This is a genomic window from Glutamicibacter sp. Je.9.36 (assembly GCF_051129975.1).
Lineage (GTDB): Bacteria > Actinomycetota > Actinomycetes > Actinomycetales > Micrococcaceae > Glutamicibacter.
This window is the reverse complement of record NZ_JBCPSN010000006.1, coordinates 155,237-179,596: the sequence shown is the minus strand read 5'-3', so window position 1 is coordinate 179,596 and position 24,360 is coordinate 155,237. Positions and strand designations below refer to the sequence as shown.

Sequence of the window (24,360 nt, the reverse complement as noted above, 5' to 3'; positions counted from 1 at the left end):
GTCCGACTGGAACTAGAATTGGAGCCATGACTGCAACGCTCGTGGCCAAGGACCTGACTGGCGGCCACGCCCACCGAACCCTCTTCTCGAATCTGAACTTCACCGCCGCACCCGGTGATGTCTACGGCGTAGTGGGTGCCAACGGCGCTGGCAAGTCCACATTGCTCTCGCTGCTTGCCGGGGCCGCGGCCCCGCAGGCCGGAACGGTGAGCACCGCCCCGGATTCTGCGTTCATCGGCTGGATGCCCCAGGAACACGACCGCGTTCCAGGTGAAACCATCACCGCGTATTTGGCCCGCCGCACCGGTTGCGCCGCCGCCACCACCGCCATGGAATCCACCGCCGAAGAACTTGGCAGCGGCAAGCCCGGTGCGGATGACGCCTACACCGCTGCATTCGACCACTGGATGGCCTGTGGCGCCATGGATCTGGAAGACCGCATCCCCGAGGTGCTGGCCAAGCTCGGCTTCACCCTCCCGGTAGTAACCGAGATGACTGCCCTGTCCGGCGGCCAGGCAGCCCGCGTGGCTCTGGCAGCCCTGCTGCTCTCCCGCTTCGATGCGGTGCTGCTCGATGAACCGACCAATGATCTCGATCTCGAGGGCCTGGAGCATTTGGAGCATTTCATCAATTCCCTGCGCGCGCCGGTGATCCTGGTATCGCATGACCGCGAGTTCCTCTCCCGCTGCACCACCGGCATCATCGAATTGGACCTGGCCCAGAACCAGGTAGCCACCTATGAAGGCGGCTACGACTCGTACCTTGCCGAACGGGCCATCAACCGCACCCATGCCCGTGAGGCCTACGAGCAGTTCGAGAACCAGAAAGCCGATCTGGTCTCCCGCGCCCGCACCCAGCGCGAATGGTCCTCGCAAGGCGTGCGCAACGCCATGCGCAAGGCGCCGGACAACGACAAGATCCGCCGCCGGGCCAACTCCGAGTCCTCGGAAAAGCAGGCCGCCAAGGTGCGCCAGATGGAATCGCGCATCGCCCGGCTCGACGAAGTGGCCGAACCGCGCAAGGAATGGGTCCTGCAGTTCTCCATCGCCGCGGCTGAGCGCGGGTCCTCGGTGATGTGCACGCTCAACGAGGCCTCGGTATCCCACGGGGACTACGCTTTCGGACCGGTTTCGGTGCAGGTCAACGCCGGGGACCGGATTGGCATCACCGGCCCGAACGGAGCAGGCAAGTCGACCTTGCTGAACCTGCTGCTGGGCAAGCTGGCCCCGCACAGCGGCTCGGCATCCCTGGGCAGTTCGGTGAATATCGGAGAAATCGACCAGGCGCGCACCCAGCTGCCCGGCGACCTGCCACTGGGCGAAGCCTTCGAACTGGAAGTGCCCGAGTACTCCGCCGCGGAGGTGCGCACCCTGCTTGCCAAGTTCGGCTTGAAGGCCGACCAGTCCTCGGCCCTGGTGGATTCGCTCTCCCCCGGCGAGCGAACCCGCGCATCCATGGCGCTGCTCCAGGCCCGCGGGGTGAACCTGCTGGTGCTCGATGAGCCGACCAACCACCTGGACGTACTGGCCATCGAACAGCTCGAAGAAGCCCTGGAAGCGTACACCGGAGCACTGCTGCTGGTCACCCATGATCGGCGCTTGCTGGAGAATGTGCGACTGGACGCCCGATGGGAAGTTGCACAGGGTCAACTAACGGCCCATTTCTAGGGCCTCACTTGGGCACTTATTGCACTGGCAAGTTCACAGCTATCCAACGTAGGATTGGCACTATGGGAGCCGAGTTTTTCAGTTCTTTCGACTGCGAGGTCGACGCCTAGTACCCAAGGATATTTTCTTGAGCAGCACTGCAACACTCCATCCCCAAGGGCCAACGGTCAAGCCGGGCGACCCCAAGAGCTTCTTCCACGTCAAGAAGCTGGTCACTGAAGCTGGACTGGTCGGCCGCCGCCGCGGGCACTATCTCGGGTTGGGCATCGTGCTGACGGTGCTGCTAGCCGGTACCGTTACCGGTTTCATCCTCCTGGGCGACAGCTGGTTCCAGTTGCTGATGGCCGCAGCCTTGGGCCTGCTGCTCACCCAATTCGCGTTCCTGGCGCACGAGGCGGCACACCGCCAGATCCTGGCTTCGCACAAGCGCAATGACAAGCTGGGCCAGTTCCTGGCCAATATCGTCGTGGGCATCAGCTACCAGTGGTGGATGAACAAGCACAACAAGCACCACGCCACCCCCAATACCGTGGGCAAGGATCCGGACATCGAGTGGGACACCATCTCCTTCCAGACCGAGGATGCCAAGCGCCAGCGCGGCCTGCTCAAGTGGATCACCAACCGCCAGGGCTACCTGTTCTTCCCGCTGCTCACCCTTGAGGGCTTGAATCTGCATATGCATTCGATCAAGTACCTGTTCAAGGCCGGCCGGGTCAAGAACCGCAAGCGCGAGATGACCGGCATTGCACTGCGCATCGCCATCTACCTGGCGATCGTGTTCTACTTCCTGCCAGTGGGCATGGCTTTCGCCTTCCTCGGCGTGCAGCTGGCAGTCTTCGGCGTCTACATGGGTGCCTCCTTCGCCCCGAACCACAAGGGCATGCCGATGGTTCCCCAGGACGCTCGCATCGACTTCTTCTCCCGCCAGGTACTGACCGGACGCAATGTCATGGCCAAGTCCAGCTGGGGAAACCGCGTGCTCTCCCACGTCTACGGCGGATTGAACTACCAGGTGGAGCACCACCTGTTCCCGTCCATGCCGCGCGCCAACCTGGCCGGCGTCTCGCGCATCGTGCGCCAGTACTGCGACGAGCACCAGGTGCCGTACACCGTGGCCAGTGTCCGCGAATCCTACGCACAGGTGATCACCTACCTGAACAAGGTCGGGCTATCGGCCCGGGATCCTTTCGAGTGCCCGATGATCTCCGGTTACCGCGTCAGCGCATAGTTCAGGCTGAAGCAGCAAAGAGCTAGGATCCCTTGCCACCAAAGGCAAGGGTTCCTAGCTCTTTCCCGTCTGCGTCAAGGACAAGCATCTTTTCGCCGTCCTCCAGCTTGGCGGAGGCAGCGCGCGAGAGCCAGTCATCCACGCCTTCGCAGAACATCTTGGTCGAAGCCAGCGCGGCGAATTCCAGGTCTTCGGATGCACTCCAGGTACCGGCGAGGCGGTTGCAGCCATCGCTGCCGGTGACTTTGCCGTCTTCGGCAAGCTCCAGCCACGGCTGGCCTTGCTCCTTGCTGCCCCACAAGCCGACCGGATCCTGGAGTATCACGCTGGTCTCGCTTTCAGTTGGCTGGCTGGCGCCCGGCTCGCCCGGGGTCGCCGCGCAGGCGGCAACGCCAAAAGCCAAAGACAGTGCCGCGGTGCGCAGGAGGAATCGCTTCATATCCCCCAGCCTAGGTCTTCGGCCCACCCGCTGGCCAGTACCGGATTACGGCTGGGAGTCTACTGGCTGGGTAGGCTCTTTCGGCCCGACAACCTCGATTGCCCCGGTCACCGTACGCTGCACGCCGGTGCTGACGGGAACGACTTCTTCGGCAACTGGCTTGCTGCGGGCAGCATGGCTATGGCGCAGATCAAGGATACCGACCAGCAAGGTGGCCAGGACCAAGAGGGAAATGGCAGCGAATGAGAGCGCCATGGCGATCGAGTACCCGGCTACGTGGTTCATGCCGTAGAAGACAGCGGTAATCACCGCAATGCCCACCGCGGTGCCCACGCGCTGGGAAGTCTGCATCAAGCCGCCGGCGCTGCCGGAGTTGGCCACGGGAACTTCCATGAGGGTCAGCGCCTGGTTAGGCGAAATGATGAAGCCCTGGGCTACGCCGATGAAGGCCAGCGAAAGCAGCATCCACCAGATGTTCAGCAGCCCGCGATCCTCCAGGACCACCACGGCAATGGTGGCCAGCAGGCCGAACAGGGCGCTGAGAATGCCGCCGATGACCATTTTTCGCCCCACGGTCATGACGTAGCGTCCGGCGATGTCGGAGCTGAAGGCGGAGAGCAGGGCCGCGGGAAGGCAGATCAGCCCTGCCTGCAGGGCACTGAAACCCTGGGATTGCTGGACGTAAATGGCCACCAGCACCCAGACGCTGGAAACACCCATGAAGTACAGGCCCGCAATGAGCGTGCCGTTGGTGAAGCTGCGGATCTTGAACAGGGCCAATTCCACCATTGGTTCGCGCCCGAGCTTCTTGTACTTCTTCTCCCACCAGACCCAGAGCACCATGACCAGCACTGCCAAGGCCAGCAGCGACCAGAGCCATGGGGTTTCGCGGCCCTGGACGAATGGCAGGAGCAGGGCGAAAATGCCAACCGCCAGCAGGAGGCCGCCAACGGGGTCCAGATCCACCTTGCCCGCTGGCTTGTTGAACAGCGGCTTGGGCAGCCACAGCAGCGCCAGGACAATGGCCAGCACGCCGACCGGGACGTTGATCAAGAAGGTGGCGCGCCAGCCGGCGTCTTCGCCAAACCAGTTGATCAGCAATCCGCCCAGCACCGGCCCAATAGCTACCGAGAAGCCGACGGCGGTGCCCAGCAGCCCGTAGGCCCGGCCGCGGGCCGCGCCACGGAAGTGCTGCTGGATCATGCCCATCACTTGGGGGTTGAGCAGGCCCGAGCCAACGCCCATGATGAAGCGGGCAATGTTCAATACCAGTGGATCCGCGGCCAGCCCTGCGAGGATGCTGGCGGCTGTGAAGATCGCCAGGCCTGCCACGAACATCACGCCACGGCCCAGCAGGTCGCCGGCGCGTCCGGCAGCAACCAGCACCACGCCGAAGGTCAGCGCATATCCTGCCAAGACCCACTGCAGGTCCGCTTCGGTGGCGTGCAGGGTGGAACCGATGGCAGGAAGAACCACGTTGACGATGCTGACCGAAACCAGCGACATGAACATCGCTGCCAGCAGCACGCCCAGCAATCGCCATCGCGCTCCGGCCGAGAGTTCTTCAGCAAGTGGTACCGGATGCGGCTTGCTCTGGGACATGGGCCAACTTTCAAACGAATTCCAGGCCGCACAATCCTGCGGTCCTTCAACCTACAGCGTTGGCCAGCTGGCTAATATTCCCTGTCGAGGTGCTTATTTCACTCTTGGGGGTCTTCGGCGGCCCGGTTGAGCTCGAGCATCTGCGCAATAGCCAGCAACCGCAACTCGACGACTTCCCCGAAAAGGTCATCGCTGTCCTGCTGCGGCAGCTCGAGCGCTTGGCGTGCCAGCGGTGTCGGAACTTCCGGGTAGGCGTCAAGCAATTGGACCGGCACCAGCGAGCTCACGTAGTCCGGGCTGTCCTTCGGGCGGCGGTCATAGTAGTAATCCACATGCATCACGAAACCCAGGACATCCCGTTCCAGGGCGCGGACCATGGCCACTGCCTGCTTGAGCGTCAGGCCGATATCCACGAAGAAGGCGAGGATCCGTTCCATCAATTCATTGCGGAACGGGCCGGGCTCCACCTTGAGCTTTTCGTCGAGCGTCAATTGGGAGGCCCGGGGGTAGGCCCGGTAGGCCCGGCGCGTCGCGTTGTACGCTTCGGTCACCCCGAGCTTCCAGTCGTTGCAGTCGAACTCGATCAGCGGATTGATCGAGATGAAGCGCCCCACCGCCAGGTTGATGACTTCTTGGCGATCCGCCACGTAGTTGTACAACGCCCGCGGGGTGACATTGAATTCGGCCGCAAGACGGTGCATGGTCAGCGCGTCGTAGCCCTCGGCACCGGCGATTTCCAGAGCCTTCTGGGCCAGCTGCTCTTTGCTCAGGGACTGGAATTCAGAGTCCTTGCGCGGGCGCCCGCGACCACGTTTTGTCGGTTCAGGAGAGGAATTTTCCTTATTCTCGGCCATGTCACGAGGATATACGCATTTTCTCTGTAAATTCCCATTAAGCGCCTACAAGTATTGAAACTCCTAAAACAGGGCCAGCAATTTCCTGGCTCGTTCGTGCCACATGCCGGCAGCTAGCGCGAGATGTCCTACGGCGAAGCTCATGCCGCCGGCCAGCCACGGCCAGGCCAGGACCGCCCCGTAGGTTCCTGGCAGCGCAGCGACGAATCCAGCGGCCATCACCAGCAGGCCGGCTGCGACCAGCGCAATATGAGCCAGCTTCCAGCGGAAGGGCAACAGCATCGCCAGCACGGCCAGCAGCGCGGCCGGAGCCAGGATCAGCCATGGCGCAGCGCTGAAGCTGGCCAGGCCTTGGTAGCTGGCATACCCCAGGACCAGGATCAGCAGCACCGCCGCGCACACCAGCCAGCCGGGCCCGGGGCTTGCCATGGAACCGCGCATCATCAGCAGCGGGGTGAAAACCTGTGCCCAGAGCAGCACGGTCACCGGAATGAAGAAGAGCGAGAGCTGTCCGCCACCGGCCGCGCAGATAACGGTCATGATCACAGCCCCGAGGATGTGGATGGTGGTGCCGGCACTATTGGGCAGCCACAAGGGAACCAGGCTGAGGATGACCGGAATGAACGCCAGCCAAATCAGCTGGGATCCGATCAGCAATTCGAGTTGCCCCAGCAGCCCGCCGACTCCCCCGGCAACAAAGCCGAAGCTCTGTTCGTTGGCCAAGGCGGCTTGCGGCGGGGCGAAAAGCACCACCATCAGGGTCAGCAGTGCGAGGGCGAAAATTGGCCACGCCAGAATACGCGTCAGGAAGTACTTGCCGCTGCCCACTTCCAGGGCTTCGGGCTCATGGCGTTCGAATTTGAGCGCGCGCGAGGCAGGCTCGCCGAGCAAGCGGATCAAATCGCTCTTGCGGCGTCCGCCGCCAGGCAGGCGGAGAATCTCCTGCTTGGTGGTTTCAATGACTTCGTTGCGTTCTTGCAAAGACAAGAAATCCAGCGCACGGCGAAGTTGCTCCAGGTAGTTGCGGGCGGCGCGCGGCAAGTAGGGCTTCATGCCTTTTACTCTACGTGCTCCGGCCCATGGGCTGACGCAGGCAAAATGGGGCAACGCCAGTGGCGTTGCCCCATCTGCCCGAAGCGGTCAGTTGCTGCGGGCTACTTGCCTGCGCCGGCGGTCAGGCCGCCGACAATGTACTTCTGCAAGAACAGGAACAATGCCATCACCGGGATCGCTGACAGTACCGCACCGGCAGCGAAGACCGACCAGTTGGAGGTGAATTCCTCCGAGACGTAGGAGTACAGGCCCACAGCCAGCGTCTGATTCTCCGGGGAGACCAGGATGACCGAGGCGATCACGAAGTCCGAGGTGCTGGAGATGAAGGACAGCAGGCCCACGACGGCCAGGATCGGTGCCACCAGGCGCAGGATCATGGTGAAGAAGATGCGGGCATGGCCAGCACCATCGATCTTCGCCGCTTCATCGATTTCCACCGGAATGGTGTTGAAGAAGCCGTACATCAGATAGGTGTTCACACCCAGTGCCCCGCCCAGGTACACCATGATCAATGCGATCTGGTTATCGATGCCCAAGACCGGGAAGACATCTCCCAGCGAGGTGAGCAGGATGAAGATCGCCACTACGGCCAGCAGCTGCGGGAAGATCTGCACAATCAGCAAGCTGACCAGGCCCACGCGGCGGCCGGTGAAGCGCATCCGCGAGAAGCTGTAGGCAGCCAAGGCGCCGAGGAACACCGAAGCGGCCGCCGTGGTCAGGCCGATCACCAAGGTGTTGATGAACCAGGCGCCGAAGGGACGCTGCTGATTCTGGAACAGCTCCACATAGCTGTTGAAGCCGATGGTGGTGAACAATCCATTGGAAGACAGCAGGGTTCCATTGGGGTTCAGCGAGGCCGAGAGCACGTAGAGCAGCGGGAAGGCCGCATAGATGCACAGGGCCACGCCGATCAGGTGGCGCCAGCCGGTGGAGGCGAACCATTTGCCCAGGCCCTGGCGCCCCGCGCGTCCCTTGGGTGCGCCGGCTACCGGCCTGCCGGTGATTTCGGTGCTCATTAGTTCAGCTCCTCCAGTGCCTTGGTCTGCTTGAAACTGATAATCGAGATGATCGCGACGATCACGAAGATGATGATGGAGAAGGCGCTGGCCAGCCCATAGTCGCGCTGGGAGCCAACGAACGCCACCTTGTAGACCATGGAGATCAGGATGTCGGTGGATCCCACGTTCAGTCCTGCATCCTGCATGCGCGGCCCGCCTTCGGTGAGCATGTAGATCACGTTGAAGTTGTTGAAGTTGAAGGCGAAGGAGCTGATCAGCAGCGGAGCCACCGAGACCAGCAGCAGCGGCAGCTTGATCAACCGGAAGATCTGGAACGGCTTCGCCCCGTCGATGGTGGCCGCTTCGGAGAGTTCATTCGGAATGGACTGCAGCGCCCCGGTGCAGACCAGGAACATGTACGGGAATCCGAGCCACAGATTCACCCAGAGCACGGAGAACTTCGCCAGCCACGGGTCGGTCAGCCAAGGGATCTGCGCTCCGCCCAGGAGCACCTGGTTGACGAACCCGAAGTCGCGGTTGAGCATGCCGGCCCAGACCAGCCCGCCCAGGAACGCAGGGAATGCGTAAGGCAGGATCGAGATGACGCGGTAGACCTTCCGCCCCTTCATGCGCAGGTCGTTGAAGACAATCGCCAGGAACAGCCCGAGGAAGAAGGTGGTCGCCACCGACAGGAAGGCGAAGGCGAAGGTCCACACGGTGACAGAGAACAGGGCGTTGCGGATCGAGGAATCGGTGACCGCACGGGTGAAGTTCTCGAAGCCCACGTTGATGGACCAGCCGGGCATCAGCTGCGAGCCGTCCTGCGCGGTATACGCGCCCACGCCGGTGTCCCGGTACACCACGCCGGTCTGCTGATCGGTCATGGTGTCCGCGGCTTCATCATGCTTGATGGAGGAAGTGTACTGGTAGGCGGTGCGGCCATCGCTGGTGCGCACGGTGCCATCTGCCGGGTTCTCGGTGAATGGAACGGCCAGCGAGGTGACTTCCTGCTGGCGGCCCAGCAAATCGGCGAAAGCCAGTTCGGAGTAGTCCCCCAGGCCAGCGGGGTCTACCGGGACGAAAGGATCATCCGCATCGCCGAGCAGCTGCTGGCCATCGCGCTCAATGAGCATCGCCAGCCCGTCTTGCCCCTCGAGGATGGACACCGGGTAGCCGGCTGATCCCTCGACGCGGTTCTGGTTGGATTGCAGCAGCGCGCTGATCGCGTCATCCTTATCCGAGTTGTGCCCCGAACCGTAGTTGGTGAAGGCGATATACCCGGTGTAGCCGATCACGAAGACCTGGAAGATCAGCAGGAAGATGGTGCCCGGCAGCAGGTACTTTGCCGGCAGCCATCCGCGCTTGAAGTAGACCACGTTGATCAGCACGGTAATGGCCGCGATCACCGCGGCGATCGCCCAGGCTTCGCGCCCCAGTGCGGTGAAGACCGCGAAGAGCGCGGTCGCATCGACGATCGCCACCAGGATGATCTTGGCGAGCATGGCGCCAGTGGAGGTGCTGGTGGCGTTGGCGAAGCGCCTGGCTGCCGGTGACAGCTTGGGCTTCGTCTCCTCGGTGCCGGGTTGCGGCCCTTGGCGGGCGGTCTTTGTCATCTTCCAGATGTCCCTGTCGATCAAGTGCAGTTAGCGCTGGTGAATTGCAGGCGCTGGGACCCGGAGGAGTTCCTCCCGGCCCCAGCGCCCATCGTTGTGCCTGGTGGCAGGCGTTCCTACTTCGAGATGGCCTTTTCGATATCCGAGGTCATCTGCTTCCAGCGCTTGGCCGGATCAGCCTTGCCGGTGATGATCTCGGCCTCGGCTACGCCCCAGAACTCCCATACGGCAGCCATTTCCGGGATGTTCGGCATCGGCACGCCGTTGGCGCCGACCTCGCCGAAGGCAGCGATGGTTTCATCGGCCTTGGCCGCTTCGAATGCTGCCTTGTTTGCCGGCGGGCGGTTGCCCACCTCGTACAGTTCGGTCTGGACTTCTTCGGTGCCGATGTAGTTGGTCAGGAATTCGGTAGCGGCCAGCAGGTTCTCGGTCTTCGCGGAAACGAAGAAACCCTGCACGGCGACGAATGGCTGGGCCTGCTCGCCACCGGCCGATGGAATCGGGTCGATTTCCAGGTTGATTTCAGCTTCTTCTACTGCTTCCACGTTCCATGGACCGGTCAGGAAGAATGGCGAGTCGCCGGAGACGAACTTCTCCTTGGCAATGTCCCCGTCGAGGCTGGTCTTCAGGTTGCCTTCTTCGCCCTCTTCAGCCAGCCACTTGGCGAATTCGATGCCGCCCTCGTTGCCGATCTGCAGATCTGCCGGGTCATAGGCGCCCGTATCATCGGTGCCGAACACCGGTGCGCCGAAGGAGGTCTGGAACGGGTAGGCGTGGAATGGATCGCCGACGTCAGAGACCTGGACCAGGAACGGGAATTCGGTGCCGGCCTTCTCGCCGGCGGCAATCATGTCATCGAAGCTCTTTGGAGCTTCCTTGACCAGATCCGCATTGCGCAGCAGGGCCAGGTTCTCGGTGGCGTAGGGAACGCCGTAGGTGTTGCCCTCGTAGCTCATGGCGTTGACCGCGACGTCCTGGAACTCGCCGGCCTTGTCGCCCAGCTCAACTGGCTGGACTACGCCGTTGTTGACCAGGTTGCCCAACCAGTCGTGGGCGCCGATGGTGATATCCGGGCCCTTGCCGGTTGGAACCTGGCGCAGGAAGTCTTCCTGGATCTTGGAGAAGTCCTTGATCACGAGGTCCACCTTGACCCCGGACTGCTTCTCGAAGTCAGCTGCTGCATCCTTGAGCACTGGCTCGCGGTTGGCGTCGACCCAGACGGTCAGCTTGCCGCCGGAGGCAGCTGCCGGCGAGGATTGCGCCGCTGCGGGGCTGGAGGAAACTGCTGGCGTGTTGGAGCCAGACCCGCCGCAGGCGGTGAGCGAGAGTGCGGCAATGGCCGTCAGTGCTCCGCCGAGAAGCCAAGGGTGCTTATTCACCTTCATGGGATGTCCTTTCGTGACAACTGTGTCATCAGGGACCGGGTCGGCCGCGATTTCCGCTGGGCCTGCCGGTCGGGTCTTTAGTGGTGCGAGTAACACATTGATTGTAAGCGTTTACAGCGTGGCACAGATCATGAAAATTGACAACAACGCCGATAAAAATCAGTTTTTATCGGCCGAGGCACGAATTCAGACCTCATCATGGAACGAAGGCTTTGAAGCATAATTGCAAGCGTTTACAAACTGTGGTGAATCATTTATCGTTACCGTCATGACTTCAATTCGTTCAGCAGCTGATTCCCTTCTGCAATCCGAAGACTCGCAGTGGTGGCGCTCCTCGGTGATCTACCAGATCTACCCGCGCTCCTTCGCCGATTCCAATGGCGATGGGATGGGTGATCTGCGCGGCATTACCCAACGCCTGGAAAGCATCGCGCAGCTTTCGGTCGACGCGATTTGGCTGTCGCCATTCTTCACTTCCCCGCAAAAGGACGCCGGATACGACGTATCGGACTACTGCGATGTGGATCCGCTGTTTGGAACCCTGGAGGACTACGACGCGATGGTGGCCAAGGCCCACGCATTGGGCCTGCGCGTCATCATCGACCTGGTTCCGAACCACTGCTCGGACCAGCACCCGTGGTTCCAGGAAGCGCTCAAGGCGGCGCCCGGCTCCCCCGAACGCGACCGCTTCATCTTCAAGGACACCCCGGCAACCGGGCGCCCGAATAATTGGGATTCGGTCTTCGGCGGCCCGATGTGGACCGAAACCAGGAATCCTGATGGCAGCGCCGGCCAGTCCTACCTGCATATCTTCGACTCCTCGCAGCCGGACTTCAATTGGCACAACGAGGAAGTGCGCGCGATGTTCCGCGACGTCCTGCGCTTCTGGCTGGACCGGGGCACCGACGGCTTCCGCGTTGACGTGGCCCACGGGCTGATCAAGGCCGAGGGCTTGCCGGACTTCACCCCGGACCCATCCGGAGCTTCCATGGGCGGCACCGACGAACTGGCTCCGTGGTGGGGCCAGGATGGCGTGCATGAGATCTACCGCGACTGGCGCAAGGTCATGGACGAGTACGACGGCGAGCGCGTGCTGTGCGCCGAGGCTTGGGTCAATCCCCTGTCGCTGATGGCCAAGTGGGTGCGCGAGGACGAGATGCACCAGGCTTTCAACTTCCCTTACCTCTCCTGCGACTTCGATGCCCAGCAGATCCGCGAAACCATCGACCAGTCCCTGGAGGAGTTCGGCAAGGTCGGCGCCCCGAGCACCTGGGTGCTCTCCAACCATGACGTGGTGCGCCATGCGACCCGCTTGGCGCTGACCGATGAGAACCCGCAAGGCGAGGGCATCGGCCTGAACACCCCAAACCTGCCGGAGGCTGCCGTGGGATTGCGTCGTGCTCGTGCTTCCAGCGCGTTGATGCTGGCCCTGCCAGGTGGCGCCTATATCTACCAGGGCGAAGAGCTGGGCCTGCCAGAAGCCGTTGAACTGCCAGATGAGGCGCGCCAGGATCCTACCTGGTTGCGCACCAATGGCGAGCGCTACGGACGTGACGGCTGCCGGGTGCCCTTGCCCTGGGAAAGCGGCAAGCCCGCTTTCGGCTTCAGCGCGACCGGTGAAAGCTGGCTGCCGCAGCCGGAAGGCTGGGATTCCTATGCCCGCGATGCGCAGGTCGATGACCAGTCTTCCACGCTGAACCTGTACCGCCGCCTGTTGCAGCTGCGCCAGGATCACGCACTGGGCACCGGCACCTTGGATTGGGTCGAAGGCACTGCGGATGATGTTCTGGCTTTCACCAACGGCACTGTGCTGGTCGTGGCCAACTACGCTGCAACTGCACAGCCCTTGCCTGCCTGTGCGCAGGGCGCCACCGAACTGGTGCGCAGCCAAGGCGAGATTTCGGCGGAACCGGAAATGATTCCGGGCGAAACCACGCTCTGGTTCCAGTTGCCGTAGCCGGCCATCTGATGACCGGATGCAGCCGCACCGGGTAATGTTGGGCAGGAGCCGTGGCCAGGGGAAGGAATTTCCCCTAGCCACGGCTGTGCCCATGAAGGAAGGAAGAGAAGTGGCCGGGATCAAAGACGTCGCACAAGCCGCTGGCGTATCCATTGCCACCGTCTCGCGCGCATTATCTGGCCGGGGTTCTGTCTCCGCGTCAGCGCAGGAGGCTGTGCAGCGCGCCGCCACCGAGCTGGGCTATGTGGTCTCATCTTCCGCGTCCGGGCTGGCCTCGGGACGCACCCGCAACATCGGCGTGCTCGTTCCGGTGATCAACCACTGGTTCTATGCCTGCGTGCTGGAAGGCATTTCCAGCCGCTTGATGGACGAGGGCTATGACACCACCCTCTATCAGCTGACCAAGGACCGCACCCAGCGCGAGAAGATCTTCTCCGATTTCCTGCTGCGCCAGCGCGTGGATGCGGTGATCGCGGTCAACGTCGAGTTGGCTGGGGACGAGGTCCAGGCGCTGCTGGCCATGGACAAGCCCCTGGTTGGCGTGGGAGGACCGCTTCCCGGTGTGCCGACCCTGCACGTGAATGACGAAGCGATTTCTGCCCTCGCGACCGGGCACCTCATCTCCCTGGGCCATGAACGCATTGGCTTCATCGGCGGCAACGCGGAAACCGATGTGGATTTCATGGTGCCCACCCACCGCCGCACCGGCTACGAGCGGGCGCTGGCCGAGGCTGGACTTGAACTGGATGAGTCGCTGTTCGCCAGCGCGGACTTCTCCATGGCCCAGGGCTACGCGGTGGCCAAGCAGCTGCTGGGCAACCCGGCATCCCGACCGACGGCAGTGTTCGCAGCCAGTGATGAAATGGCCATTGGCGCGATCCTGGCCGCCCGCGATCTCGGTTTGCAGCTGCCCCATGACCTGTCGGTCATCGGCGTGGACAATCACGACCTGGCCGAGCTCTTCGGCTTGACCACCGTCGAGCAGCGTCCGCATGAGCAGGGGCAGCTGGCGGTCGCCATGCTGCTGCGTGCTATCCGTGGCCAGGAACCGGCGCAGGCCCACGAGTTGGGCCATCGGCTGATCGTGCGTTCCTCCACCACCCGCCCCGCCCAGTAACCTGGCCAGGCAGTCGGGTCCCGCATGCCGGCGGCCTAGGCGCAAGGGATGGCGGTGGCCGGAATTTGGCCGTGCAGCAAACTGCCCGCTGCATCCGCCCACTGATCGGCAAACCACCGGTCGCCAGACGCGCAAATGCCCGCGCGGGCCAGGATCGCTTGATCGCTTGCCTGCGCGGGCATTGTACTGCCGCGAAACTAGTGCGCCACGCGCGAGTCGGCCTGTTCGCCCTCGATTTCTTCCACGTGCAGGTTGCGTCCACGAGTCTCGCCCACCCAGAGCACCGCTGCCACGGAAATGATGGTCAGCACCATGATGTAGATGGCAATCGAGATCGAAGAACCTGTGGTCTCCAGCAGGATCTGCGCCACGGTGGCCGCGAAGGCACCGCCCAAAATAGCGCCAATGGCGTAGCCAATGGAGATGCCCGAGTAGCGGATCTGCGCCGGGAACATCTCCGCGTACATCGCCGACTGCGGGCCGTAGGACAAGCCCAGGCCAACGGTCAGCACGAAGATCGCAATGGTGTACAGCACGATGTTTCCGGTGTCGACCATCAGGAACATCGGGATCATCCAGATGAACACCAGCGCGTAGCCGATCACGAAGGTATTGCGGCGCCCGATCTTGTCCGAGAGCCAGCCGCCGACCAGGGTGAAGATCAGCCAGCCCACCGAACCGATGGTGGTAGCCAGGAGGATCGGCGCCACCGGCATCTCGAGGACCTTGGTGGTGTAGGAAATGAAGAACGCGATCACCAGGTAACCGGCGGCGTTGTTCGAAATGAAGATCAGCGCTGCCTGCAGGACCTGCTTGGAATGGCTGGTCATCAGCTCGCGCAGCGGGGTGTGCTCGGAAGCCTTGCGCTGGGCGAGCTGCTTGAAGACCGGGGATTCCTCGACCGCACGGCGGATCATGTAGCCCACGAAGATCAGCGCAATGGAGAGCAGGAACGGAATGCGCCAGCCCCATGCGGCGAACTCTTCCGGGCTCATCGCAACGCGCAGGATGTAGAGCAGGCCGGTAGCCAGGATCATGCCGATGGGCACGCCGATCTGCGGGTAGGCGCCGAAGTAGCCGCGGCGATCCTTTGGCGCGTGCTCTACCGCCATCAAGGCCGCACCGCCCCATTCGCCACCGGCCGAGAAGCCCTGGACCACGCGCAGGAGCACCAGCAGGATTGGCGCGGCCACGCCGATGGACGCGTAGGTTGGCAACAGGCCAATGGCCGCGGTGGCAACGCCCATGAGGATCAGGGTGAGCACCAGGATGCGCTTGCGTCCGTAGCGGTCGCCCAGGTGGCCGGCAACCACTGCGCCCAGGGGACGGAAGAAGAAGGAGATGCCAATCATTGCGAAGGAAAGGATCTGCGCGACACCCGGATTCGACTGCCCCAGGGGCTCGAGGAACAACGGGGTCAGCAGGGTCGCGGTGAGCTGGGCGAAAATGAAGAAGTCGTACCACTCAATGGTGGTGCCCACCAGGGTGCCGGCAAGAACCCGGCGCTCCTCCTGGGTGCGAGTGACAGTCGATGACATGAGTTGGCCTTTTTGCGAGTTGTTTACCGACCGTTCGGACGGTTTATGTCGCACACCATCATATGCCCACAGTGAAGCAGATCACAAGATCTATCCAAATCGTGACCAGCTACAGCCAGGCACCCTCTCCCGCACTGGGCCGGGAATTCGGTGTTCCAATAGAGAACGACTAAAATCGGATATAGATCACCGACCGCCAGGTCCCCCCGGTTCACTACGAAGGCCCTCGACGACGTTCCAGCAGCGCCGCACGCCAGATTGAAGAACAATGCCTACCTCCCAGACGCTTTCGCGTGGAATCCGCGTCCTTGAAATCGTCGCCAATTCCCCGGTCAATCTATCCATCGCGGAAATCGCCGCGAAACTGGAAGTCCACCGCTCCATTGCCTACCGCATCATCCGCACCCTGGAGCAGCATCACCTGCTCAACCGCGATGAGGCCGGGCATATCCGTTCCGCTTCCGGCTTGGCCGTGCTCGCCCGCTCGGTCCAGCGCGACCTGCAGGCGGCCGCCACCCCGGAACTCACCGCGCTGGCCAACGAGCTGTCGATGACTGCTTTCGTGGCCGTCTGGGAACACGACCTGTGCACCACCTTGCAGTCGGTCTCCCCGTTGAACTCCCAGCGCGCAATCGTCCACCGCCCGGGCTCGGTGCACGGCATGGATGTGGGAGCAGCCGGCATCGCGATCCAGTCGCGCTATGCCAAGTCCGAGTGGGATGCCCTGGACACGGGCATCGAGTACCGCGAAGCTGCCGTCGCGGCCCGGGTTGACGGCTATGCCACCAGCGAGAATGAAGTCATCCAGGGCGTGACGTCCATTGCCGTTCCGATCCAGCATTCCGGGCAAACCCCGGCGGCCTTGGCCGTCGTCTTCGCCGCCAGCACGGTCGGCGGGTACGAACGCATGATCGAGGAACTCAAGCACGCAGCGGCGCGCATCAGCGAAAAGCTCGCGCACTAGCAATTCCCGGCGGGGAAAGAAGCATCCCGCTGCCTTTCGCCTGCTGGGCGAGGTGCAACGGGATGCTTCTTATCCAGCTTTGCTGGCCGGCCGCAAGATGCGCAGAGTTCTTGCCCTAGCGGACGCGGGCCAGCGACGGGGACTTCGCGACAACGATCTTCATCGCCACAGCGGCCAGGAAGATCACCAGTGCGCCACCGGTGGAGACCCAGAAGGCGCCGAGGTAGCCCAGGGTTTCGGCGAAGACGCCGGCCAAGCCGTTTCCGATCGCGGTTCCCACAACGATGCCGGCTGAGAGCATGGTCATCACGGTGGACAGGCGCTGCGGCGGAGCGACTTCGCCGCCCAGGGTCATGACGGTGACGATCACCGGCCCTACTGCAAATCCTGCGATGAACAGGGCAACCAGCATCAGCGGGACATTGCCGGCCACGTGCAGGCCGAAGCTGAGCACGGTCAGTGCTGCGCCGCACAGGATCCAGCGGTTGATCTGCTTGAAGGCCTGCGGCCAAGCAGCCACGGAAATCGCGGCAATCGCGCTGGAGAAGCCCATGGCGCCATAGAGCAGGCCGCCGGAGTTGGAATCGCCCTGCGCCCCGGCGAAAGCCAGGGTACCGGCCGCCGAGGAACCGAAGACCGTGCCCAGCGCCATCATGCCCAGGACCAGGGCGCCGATCGCGGCAACCTGCGCGCCGCTGATCGAGACCTTGGGAGTGTGCTCGGCGGTTCTGACCGGCTTCACCGCATTGCCGGTACGGTGCGAGGCGAACACCGGCACCAGCACCAGGGTCAGCAGGGCAGCAAGGTAGAGCGGCAGCACCGGATCCACCAGGGATGCCAGCAGGCCCACGGCAACCGGGCCGAAGACGAAGCCCAATTCATCGAACATGGACTCCAGGCTCAGTGCCGCCGAAAGGACCTTGTGGTTCTTCTTCTGCTGGCGGGTGATTGCAATCCAGCGGACGCGGGACATCGGGCCGACCTGCGGGCCGGTGGCACCGGTGGCCAGGCACATGATCGAGAGCAAGGCCGCGGACATGTCCGGTCCCGAATCGGCAAACAGCGTCAGGGCAACCAGCAGGATGGTGTGGATGACCGCGACAGTGGTCAATACCGGACGCTGGCCCACCCGGTCAGCCAGATAGCCGATGCTCGGACCGCCAATGGCGGACCCCAGGCCAACCATGGCCGCGGCCAAGCCGCCCATGGCATATGAGCCGGTGGTAGCAGTTACCAGGGTCATGGACCCGATGGTGAGCATCGCCAGCGGGAGGCGTGCAAGGAAAGTAAGCGGCAGGAAGGGTGCTCCTACCAAAGGAACTAACGCGGAGTATCCGGACATCTTCTCGGATTCCTCACTGTTTTCCTTCGACAAAGTAGGCTGAGTCAACAAAACTCCATGACGAAGCGTGCGTCGTCCCACACCCCCCGACGCACAAAATTTCCCAGGCATGCCTGATGGCACTACTTTCAAGATAGCTACTGCCCTGGGGCAAGTCCAATCTATCCAGCCAAGATCACAGTGCCATCGCGTTCTATGGTGGAACCGTGCTGGGTCTTGCTGACCGAAATCCGATTGGTGATGCGCTGCTTCATCTCCGCCACGTGGGAGACCAAGCCGATGGTCCGTCCGCCGGCACGCAAGTTTTCCAGCGCCTGCATGACTTCTTCCAGCGTCTCGGCATCCAGGGAACCGAAGCCTTCATCGACGAAGAGCGTCTGCATGTCCACGGCCCCGGAATGGTGCGAAATGACATCCGCCAGGCCCAGTGCCAGGGCCAGGGAGGCCATGAAGGTCTCGCCTCCGGAGAGCGTCTGGGTCTCCCGGCGCTTCCCGGTCCACGAATCGAGCACCTGCAGCCCCAACCCGGACTTCGAATTGCCCTGCTTGGAATCATCATGGTGCAGCGAGTAGCGGCCGCCGGACATCATGCCCAGGCGCTGCGTTGCGGCGGTGGCCACTTCCTCCAGCCGGGCAGCGAGCACATAGGTGCTCAGCGTCATCTTGTAGAGGTTCTCTCCCCCGCCACGAATCACTTCAGCCAGTCCTCGCAACCGGCGGTAGGCTTCGATGACCGGGCCTGCCTCGGTCCGCTGGCGTTCAAGATCAGTGGCTGCTTGCTCGTGGCGAGCGAGCTGGGTCTGCGCCAGCACTTCTTGTTCCCGCGCCGTTTCGAAGCGTTCTTCGGCGAGGGAAGAGAGCAGCTTCGCTTCGGCAATCCCTTCTTCGCTTGGCCCTTCCAGGCCCTGCGCGGATAATTCCTGGGCCTTGCGGCAGTCCTGCGACGCTTCAAGCGTGGCAATGGCACTGGCCAGGTCGGCATCGGCGCGCTGCAGCTGGCGCAGGCGCTCGCGTTCGGCGCTGTCCAGCAAGGCGGCCTCGAAGGCAGCCGGATTCTCGAAACCGGCGGCCGTGCGCTGGCTATTCCAGGTGGCCTCGGCCTTCTCCAGCGCCTCGCTAGCCTCAAGGAAACGGCGCAGGTTCTGCACCGCACTGGCCAAGCCCTGGGACGTGGCGGACAGCTGCGCCACAAGTTCAGCCAGGTTCTCCCGGCCTTGGCGCAGCTGCTCCAGCTTGGCATCGAGTTCTGCCAGCTGGGTTTGCAGGGACTGCGCACGCTGCTTCGCGGTGGCGTGCTCGAGTACGGCCTGGGATGCCCGCGCGTTCTGCTGCTCGGTACGCTGGCGCACCGCATCCAGCTTTGCCGCGCGGGCAGCGATTTCTCCTTGCTGCTTCTGCTCCCGTTCCAGCCCGGCCTGCGCCGTGGCAAGCTCCGTCCGCAGGTCCGCGACCGGGGCATCGCCCGCGGCTTCCTGCGCGGCCTGGAACTTGGCCACCAGGATGTCGCGCGCCTGCGCGGCCCGTTGCCCGGCAGCTCTTGCCGCAGCCACCGCGGCTTCCAGCGCCTGGATCTGCTCATCGTCGATTAGCGGCGCATCGGCATCCGCCCGGGCCGGGGCGGGATGCTCTTGCGCACCGCAGACCAGGCACGGTTGCCCGTCTTCCAGCGCGGCAGCCAATCGCAAAGCGCTCTGGGCCAGCTGCTCGGTACGCAGGTCAAGCAAGGTATTGGCTACGCCTACAATCTCCAGCTCTTGTGCGCTGGACTGCTCCCGTGCGGACAGCGCCTGCTTCTCCAGGGTGTCGCGCTCGGTGGCATGCTGGATCCTGGTCTCCAGCCCCTTCACGTGTTCCTTGGCCTGCTGGACCTTGCCGCCGGCGGCTACCTGGTCGAGGTCCGCGGCTTCCAGCGCAGCACGTTCGGCCTTGAGCAAGGCAACTTCGGCTTCGGCCTGGGCACGGGTCTCTTCCTGCGCAGCGGCCAGTTCGGCGGCCTTGCGTGCCTGGCCGGCCAGGACGCCGCGGCGCTTTTCATCGTCCAGGCCCGCCTTGGCCACCGCTAGTTCTTCGGCCGCTTGCTGCGCCGGCAGGCGCAGCTGCTCCAGACCGGCAGCGTCGGCGCTGGGGTCCAGCCCCTGTTCGGTTTCAAGCCACAGCTTGCTGTCCAGCCAGGTTGCCTTGGCCTGCTCCTGGGCGACGGATGCCTCCTGGAGCTGGGCCTGGTAGGCACGCACCGCGCCTGCCTTGGCATCGCTGTCCAAGCGCGCGGCAGCCGCTGCGGCCGCTTCATGGTTCTGGGCATAGCCGGCCTGCATGCCGCGCAGCTCGGCCAGGCGCGCGAAGATCCGGCGGCGTTCCTCCAGGGCCTGCGCCTGCTCGCGGGTGCGGGTCATCTCGGTGCGCAGTTTGGCCGCTTCGAGGGCCGAGTCCCGGTGAACCGCCGCGATCCGGCGGTGATAGCCGGCGAACTGCTCGGCACTGCTCAGGTCCACCGCCGCGGCCTGTCCAGCGCCATCGGCGTCGGCGTTCGCTTCGCCGTCGGCCTCGGCGGGCTCATCGCTGGCTTCGCGGCCAGCGAGGAACGCCCGGGCAGCGGAATGGATGGCCTCTTCGCTGGCGCTCAGGCGTGCTTCCAGGCTCTCGGTTTTCTTGCGCTCTTCGGCCAGCCGAGCGGCGAATTCATCCTCGATCCGCGCATAGCCGCTGGTATCGAAGAGATTCGCCAGGAGATCTTCGCGGTCCTTGGCCTTGGCCCGCAGGAAGTCCGCAAAGCCGCCCTGCGGCAGCATGACTACCTTGGTGAACTGCTCGCGGTCCAGACCCAGCAGGCTGCCCAGGACGTGGCCCACCTCGTCGTTGCGGGTGGACAGTTCCTTCCAGCCCGAACCGGTGAACTCGCGCAGGAAGCTGGCGGCCTTCTGCTCGGTGGTCTTGTTCTTGCCGCGCTTGGACGGGCGCATCCAGGCCGGCGAACGGGTGACCTCGAAGCGCCGGTCGCCGATGGTCAGCTCGCAGACCACTTCCGGAGCCAAACCGGCCGGGGCATGGTCCGAACGGATCTGCCGGCTGCCGGCGCGGCTTCCGGGCAACGCACCGTACAGGGCGTAGCAGATCGCATCCAGGATGCTGGACTTGCCGGCACCGGTGGGGCCATCAAGCAGGAACAGCCCGCCTTCGGCCAATTCATCGAAGTCGATCTCTTCGGTGCCTGCGAAGGGCCCGAACGCCTGGATCTGGAGTTTGTGGATTCTCACTGGCTGGCCTGTGCCTCTCGGGTGGCTTGGATGACGGCGCCGATGACTTCCCGTTCCAGTTCATCGGCCGCGCGTTCGCGGACATGTTCCATGAAGTCCCCCACCACTTGTTCGGTGCTGGCGGCCTTGGCCATGCGCTCGGCATAGCTCGCCGGCTTGGCATCCCCGCCGGCGTGTTCGGGGGCGAAATTCAGCACCACAGTGTCGGGGAAACGGGTTCGAATCGTTGCCATCGCGTCGGCGGGGCGTTCGCTATCGGTCAGCGTGACCTGGCACCATGCATCGGCGGCGGATTCCAGTTCCGGATCCGCCAGGAGCTCAGCGAGCTTGCCCTTGAGGATGGCCAATTTCTTCGGCACCGGAAGCAGGACTTCCTGCACGGACTCTATGCCCCGGGCGTTGGTGTCGATCAGCCATACGCCCTTGCGCTGCGTTGCCTCGGAGAAGGAGTATGCCAGCGGAGAGCCCGAATAGCGCACGTGCTCCTTGACCTTCTGCCGTCCATGCAGGTGCCCCAGCGCCGAGTAGTCGAAGCGCTCGAAAAGCTCTGCCGGAACCACGTCGAGGTTGCCGGTGCTCAGCTCGCGTTCGGAGTCGCTGCCGTAGCCGCCGGCGGCGAACAGGTGGGCCATCGCGATGGAAACTACCGGTTTTTCCCCTGCCCGCAGTTGCGCAAGATCTTCTTCGATCTGCGCGATGGCCGCACGGACCACCGCTTCGTGGCTGGCCTTTTCCACGCCCAGGCGTTCCATCACCATGCGCGGTTCCAGGTACGGGATGCCGTAGATGGCCACCCGGTGATCGCCGGCATCGTGGATAACCGGCAGCAGCATGCGCTGGAGGTCGGCGATGATGTGCACCCCGGCGCTGTCCAAGAGCTCTGCGCCGAAGCCCAGACGGGAGGCCGAGTCGTGGTTGCCGCTGGTGACCACGACGGCGGCCCCGGTGGCGCGCAGCTCGCGCAGCACCCAGTTGCACAACTGGACGGCATCCACATGCGGCAGCGCGCGGTCGTAGATGTCACCGGAAATCAGCACCGCATCAACCTGCTGATTAATCGTGATATCGATGATTTCCTGCAGCACTGCGCGCTGCGCTTCGATCAGGGAGGCCCCGTGGAAGGTCCGTCCCAAATGCCAGTCCGAGGTGTGAAGCAATCGCATGTGTCCAACCTTATGCAATGCCGCGGACAACTTGGACATTAGAATGGTGATGTGAATGAAACCGGTGAAACTGCACTCCTGCCAGAGAACTACTCAGACAAGGTGTTTGCGATCCTCCTCGGCCTAGCCGATGGCGCAACCCACGCCCGTGACGAAATTGACCCCGGGGCCACCGAAATCCTCCCGCTCTACCTGGCCGACGGCCTGCTGGAAGCGCTGGAATGGGCCAACGACGGTGTCGCCAGCGACGAAGCGGCCTGCATGTGGCTTGCGGCCCTGCGCGGCTACAGCAAGATCGCCGGCTCCTTCCCGGAACGCGCCCCGCAACCGCTGGGCCGCTGGATCGACAAGGAATTCGCCAACGTCGAGATCTTCGAGAAGATCCTGGACGGCGATCCGCAGAACCTCGCCGGCCTGGACAGCCCCGACATGGGACAGCCGGGGCGTCCCACCGGCGCTGGCGCCGACTCCACCGGCGTGCTGCCGCGTGCCGCGATTGCCGCGCTGCTGGCCCGGGTCCCTGTGGGCACCACCGAGACCCTGGCCCGTTCGGCCGCCTTCCTGACCCACGACGACCAGGCGGCCAAGACCGCCATTGCCGCGGCGAAGATCATCCGCTCGGCCATGGAACGCTCCGAGGCCGCCGCCGGCGAATGGGCCGAGCTGCTCGTTGGCCTGCAGGGCCCGTCGGCCGATGCGCTGCGCGAGGTGGCCACCAGGATCGCCGAGAACATCTCGCTGTCCCCCGAAGAGGCCTACGCGGCGTACTTCGGCGAGCATGCCGCCGAGCAGGACGGGGACTCGGACATCGAGGCCGCCCCGGCGGCAACCGCCGAAGAAGAAACCACCCGGGATCCCGAGGCCGATGCCTACGCTGTAGCGCTGCTGGCTGCCATCTACGGCACCGAAGCCGTCGGCGAGCGCCCCGCGAGCGCACTGGATGACATCATCTCCGAGCTGCATGACCGCTGGATGGCGCTGCTGGTCTAGGAACCGCGCCCAGAGAAAAATGGCAGAAGCCCGGCCGGCACAGATTCGAACTGTGCCGGCCGGGCTTCTGCGGTTTGCTAGGCGGTCAGCCCGAACCCGCCAACCATCTGCATGAACTCGCCTTCGGAGATGATGCTGACCCGCTGGCCCTTTTCGCGCAGCCGGAGTACGTGCTTGGCCTTGTTGGTCAGCCGCCCGTTGGCCAGATCCTCCGGGACGAAGCCGTCTCCGACGACCAGCGCCGTGGTGGCGCGGGTGACCCGCGAGGCGGTCTGCGCGCCGTGTTCGGCGGCCAGTTCCTTGGCCTTGGGGCGCGGCATGGACAGGTTGCCGGTGAACACCATGATCTGGCCGAACAGCGGATGGCTGGGATCCGCGTTGTCGCTCGGCTTCGGGTTCGGCCCTTCCTGCGGCCAGTTGTTGAAGGAATCCTGCGGCGGCAACGGGTTGCCTGCAGCCAGCCAGCCTTGGGCGTCGCGGGTGGCGCGGGACAGTTCGTGGCCTGGCTGCCACGGCTGGGTCAGGCTCAGCCGGACGCCATAGTGGTCTGCCGTCTCCAACACGGACTGCTGTCCGCTGCGCCCGGCGATATCGATCATTGCCCAGGCACAGGCCACAGCGTCAGCCAGGGCCTCGTGGTGGTTTTCGATAGGGTGCCCGGCTTCTTCGGCAACGAACGGCAGCGAGTAGCTGGGCAGATCGTAGGCCTTGCGGGAGAGCTTGACGGTGCACAGGTGCGCAATTTCCGGTACCGGCAGTTCGCCGGCTTCGCACGCCGCGCGGATCACTCCGGAATCGAACGAAGAATTGTGGGCCACCAGCACATCGGATCCGATGAATTCCAGCAATTCCGGAATCCTGTCGGTCACCCGTGGCGCGGCGCTCACCATGTCGGGGGTGATGTGGTGGATCGAGACGTTGCGCGGGTCGAAGTGGTCGAAACCTGCCGGCGGCTGCATGAGCCACTGTTCGGTTTCGACGATTTGCCCGGAGCGTACCTTGACCAGGCCCACCGAACAGGCGGAGCCGATAAAACCGTTTGCTGTCTCAAAATCTACTGCTGTGAAGTCCAATGCCACGCCCAATAGCTTACTCGCTTAATCGCTGGCACCAGCATGCGTGACATCCGCGCACCGTGCACCGCGCGGTGACCGCCGGGCGATAACGTGCCAATAATTCGCTGCAACCCGATT

At 63.7% G+C, this 24,360-nt stretch carries 18 protein-coding genes; 6 read left to right on the top strand and 12 right to left on the bottom strand.

What is annotated here, in order from left to right; genetic code table 11:
* Positions 1 to 26 precede the first annotated feature (26 nt).
* Together AAZQ98_RS15170 and AAZQ98_RS15165 are read left to right on the top strand one after the other, a co-directional pair.
* Complete coding sequence (locus AAZQ98_RS15170) at positions 27 to 1,667, top strand: ABC-F family ATP-binding cassette domain-containing protein (RefSeq protein ID WP_434693436.1); 1,641 nt, start codon at positions 27 to 29, stop codon at positions 1,665 to 1,667.
* A gap of 127 nt (positions 1,668 to 1,794) precedes the next feature.
* Positions 1,795 to 2,895, top strand: coding sequence for a fatty acid desaturase family protein (locus AAZQ98_RS15165; protein WP_400290833.1), 1,101 nt, complete (start codon positions 1,795 to 1,797; stop codon positions 2,893 to 2,895).
* Between the two features lie 22 nt (positions 2,896 to 2,917).
* Here AAZQ98_RS15165 and AAZQ98_RS15160 read toward each other — a convergent pair whose 3' ends face one another.
* The 7 genes from AAZQ98_RS15160 to AAZQ98_RS15130 all read right to left on the bottom strand — a co-directional run bounded on the left by AAZQ98_RS15160 (position 2,918) and on the right by AAZQ98_RS15130 (position 10,839).
* Complete coding sequence (locus tag AAZQ98_RS15160; RefSeq protein ID WP_434693435.1) at positions 2,918 to 3,334, bottom strand: META domain-containing protein; 417 nt, start codon at positions 3,332 to 3,334, stop codon at positions 2,918 to 2,920.
* A gap of 45 nt (positions 3,335 to 3,379) precedes the next feature.
* Positions 3,380 to 4,936 carry an MFS transporter gene (locus tag AAZQ98_RS15155; RefSeq protein ID WP_434693432.1) on the bottom strand — a complete coding sequence of 519 codons (1,557 nt, stop codon included), beginning with the start codon at positions 4,934 to 4,936 and terminating at the stop codon, positions 3,380 to 3,382.
* Positions 4,937 to 5,034: 98 nt separating this feature from the next.
* Complete coding sequence (locus tag AAZQ98_RS15150) at positions 5,035 to 5,790, bottom strand: TetR/AcrR family transcriptional regulator (RefSeq protein ID WP_434693430.1); 756 nt, start codon at positions 5,788 to 5,790, stop codon at positions 5,035 to 5,037.
* 63 nt (positions 5,791 to 5,853) lie between these two features.
* Entirely contained in the window at positions 5,854 to 6,843 is a 990-nt protein-coding gene (locus AAZQ98_RS15145; RefSeq protein ID WP_332595165.1) for a hypothetical protein, read from the bottom strand.
* Between the two features lie 101 nt (positions 6,844 to 6,944).
* Entirely contained in the window at positions 6,945 to 7,859 is a 915-nt protein-coding gene (locus tag AAZQ98_RS15140; RefSeq protein ID WP_434693428.1) for a sugar ABC transporter permease, read from the bottom strand.
* Entirely contained in the window at positions 7,859 to 9,454 is a 1,596-nt protein-coding gene (locus AAZQ98_RS15135) for an ABC transporter permease subunit (RefSeq protein ID WP_434693425.1), read from the bottom strand. The genes AAZQ98_RS15140 and AAZQ98_RS15135 overlap by 1 nt, the downstream gene beginning before the upstream one ends.
* Positions 9,455 to 9,570: 116 nt before the next feature.
* On the bottom strand, positions 9,571 to 10,839 hold the full coding sequence (locus AAZQ98_RS15130; RefSeq protein ID WP_105658446.1) for a sugar ABC transporter substrate-binding protein: 1,269 nt from the start codon (positions 10,837 to 10,839) through the stop codon (positions 9,571 to 9,573).
* A gap of 268 nt (positions 10,840 to 11,107) precedes the next feature.
* Here AAZQ98_RS15130 and AAZQ98_RS15125 point away from each other — a divergent pair, with 268 nt between their 5' ends.
* A complete protein-coding gene (locus tag AAZQ98_RS15125; protein WP_434693423.1) occupies positions 11,108 to 12,796 on the top strand; it encodes a glycoside hydrolase family 13 protein in 1,689 nt (562 codons plus the stop codon).
* A gap of 112 nt (positions 12,797 to 12,908) precedes the next feature.
* Positions 12,909 to 13,916, top strand: coding sequence for a LacI family DNA-binding transcriptional regulator (locus tag AAZQ98_RS15120; RefSeq protein ID WP_105658460.1), 1,008 nt, complete (start codon positions 12,909 to 12,911; stop codon positions 13,914 to 13,916).
* Positions 13,917 to 14,113: 197 nt separating this feature from the next.
* Here AAZQ98_RS15120 and AAZQ98_RS15115 read toward each other — a convergent pair whose 3' ends face one another.
* Positions 14,114 to 15,454, bottom strand: a complete 1,341-nt coding sequence (locus AAZQ98_RS15115) for an MFS transporter (RefSeq protein ID WP_105658444.1) — start codon at positions 15,452 to 15,454, stop codon at positions 14,114 to 14,116.
* Positions 15,455 to 15,722: 268 nt separating this feature from the next.
* Between AAZQ98_RS15115 and AAZQ98_RS15110 the strand changes: the two genes are divergently transcribed.
* Positions 15,723 to 16,418, top strand: a complete 696-nt coding sequence (locus AAZQ98_RS15110; protein ID WP_434693420.1) for an IclR family transcriptional regulator — start codon at positions 15,723 to 15,725, stop codon at positions 16,416 to 16,418.
* Between the two features lie 115 nt (positions 16,419 to 16,533).
* Here AAZQ98_RS15110 and AAZQ98_RS15105 read toward each other — a convergent pair whose 3' ends face one another.
* From AAZQ98_RS15105 to AAZQ98_RS15095, 3 genes are all read right to left on the bottom strand, one after another.
* On the bottom strand, positions 16,534 to 17,808 hold the full coding sequence (locus AAZQ98_RS15105; RefSeq protein WP_434693418.1) for an MFS transporter: 1,275 nt from the start codon (positions 17,806 to 17,808) through the stop codon (positions 16,534 to 16,536).
* A gap of 113 nt (positions 17,809 to 17,921) precedes the next feature.
* Entirely contained in the window at positions 17,922 to 21,014 is a 3,093-nt protein-coding gene (locus AAZQ98_RS15100; RefSeq protein WP_434693415.1) for an AAA family ATPase, read from the bottom strand.
* On the bottom strand, positions 21,011 to 22,177 hold the full coding sequence (locus AAZQ98_RS15095) for an exonuclease SbcCD subunit D (protein ID WP_332498733.1): 1,167 nt from the start codon (positions 22,175 to 22,177) through the stop codon (positions 21,011 to 21,013). Before AAZQ98_RS15095 ends, AAZQ98_RS15100 begins: the two co-directional genes overlap by 4 nt.
* Positions 22,178 to 22,228: 51 nt before the next feature.
* Between AAZQ98_RS15095 and AAZQ98_RS15090 the strand changes: the two genes are divergently transcribed.
* Positions 22,229 to 23,167 carry a hypothetical protein gene (locus AAZQ98_RS15090; RefSeq protein ID WP_434693412.1) on the top strand — a complete coding sequence of 313 codons (939 nt, stop codon included), beginning with the start codon at positions 22,229 to 22,231 and terminating at the stop codon, positions 23,165 to 23,167.
* A gap of 77 nt (positions 23,168 to 23,244) precedes the next feature.
* Here AAZQ98_RS15090 and AAZQ98_RS15085 read toward each other — a convergent pair whose 3' ends face one another.
* Entirely contained in the window at positions 23,245 to 24,246 is a 1,002-nt protein-coding gene (locus AAZQ98_RS15085) for an exonuclease domain-containing protein (RefSeq protein WP_105658459.1), read from the bottom strand.
* Positions 24,247 to 24,360 lie beyond the last annotated feature (114 nt).

What these genes read in the sequence shown, in the direction of transcription:
- AAZQ98_RS15170 (WP_434693436.1), top strand. Translation starts at nt 27, where the DNA reads ATGACTGCAACGCTCGTGGCCAAGGACCTGACTGGCGGCCACGCCCAC.
- AAZQ98_RS15160 (WP_434693435.1), bottom strand. Translation starts at nt 3,334, where the DNA reads ATGAAGCGATTCCTCCTGCGCACCGCGGCACTGTCTTTGGCTTTTGGC.
- AAZQ98_RS15155 (WP_434693432.1), bottom strand. Translation starts at nt 4,936, where the DNA reads ATGTCCCAGAGCAAGCCGCATCCGGTACCACTTGCTGAAGAACTCTCG.
- AAZQ98_RS15150 (WP_434693430.1), bottom strand. Translation starts at nt 5,790, where the DNA reads ATGGCCGAGAATAAGGAAAATTCCTCTCCTGAACCGACAAAACGTGGT.
- AAZQ98_RS15145 (WP_332595165.1), bottom strand. Translation starts at nt 6,843, where the DNA reads ATGAAGCCCTACTTGCCGCGCGCCGCCCGCAACTACCTGGAGCAACTT.
- AAZQ98_RS15140 (WP_434693428.1), bottom strand. Translation starts at nt 7,859, where the DNA reads ATGAGCACCGAAATCACCGGCAGGCCGGTAGCCGGCGCACCCAAGGGA.
- AAZQ98_RS15135 (WP_434693425.1), bottom strand. Translation starts at nt 9,454, where the DNA reads ATGACAAAGACCGCCCGCCAAGGGCCGCAACCCGGCACCGAGGAGACG.
- AAZQ98_RS15130 (WP_105658446.1), bottom strand. Translation starts at nt 10,839, where the DNA reads ATGAAGGTGAATAAGCACCCTTGGCTTCTCGGCGGAGCACTGACGGCC.
- AAZQ98_RS15125 (WP_434693423.1), top strand. Translation starts at nt 11,108, where the DNA reads ATGACTTCAATTCGTTCAGCAGCTGATTCCCTTCTGCAATCCGAAGAC.
- AAZQ98_RS15115 (WP_105658444.1), bottom strand. Translation starts at nt 15,454, where the DNA reads ATGTCATCGACTGTCACTCGCACCCAGGAGGAGCGCCGGGTTCTTGCC.
- AAZQ98_RS15110 (WP_434693420.1), top strand. Translation starts at nt 15,723, where the DNA reads ATGCCTACCTCCCAGACGCTTTCGCGTGGAATCCGCGTCCTTGAAATC.
- AAZQ98_RS15095 (WP_332498733.1), bottom strand. Translation starts at nt 22,177, where the DNA reads ATGCGATTGCTTCACACCTCGGACTGGCATTTGGGACGGACCTTCCAC.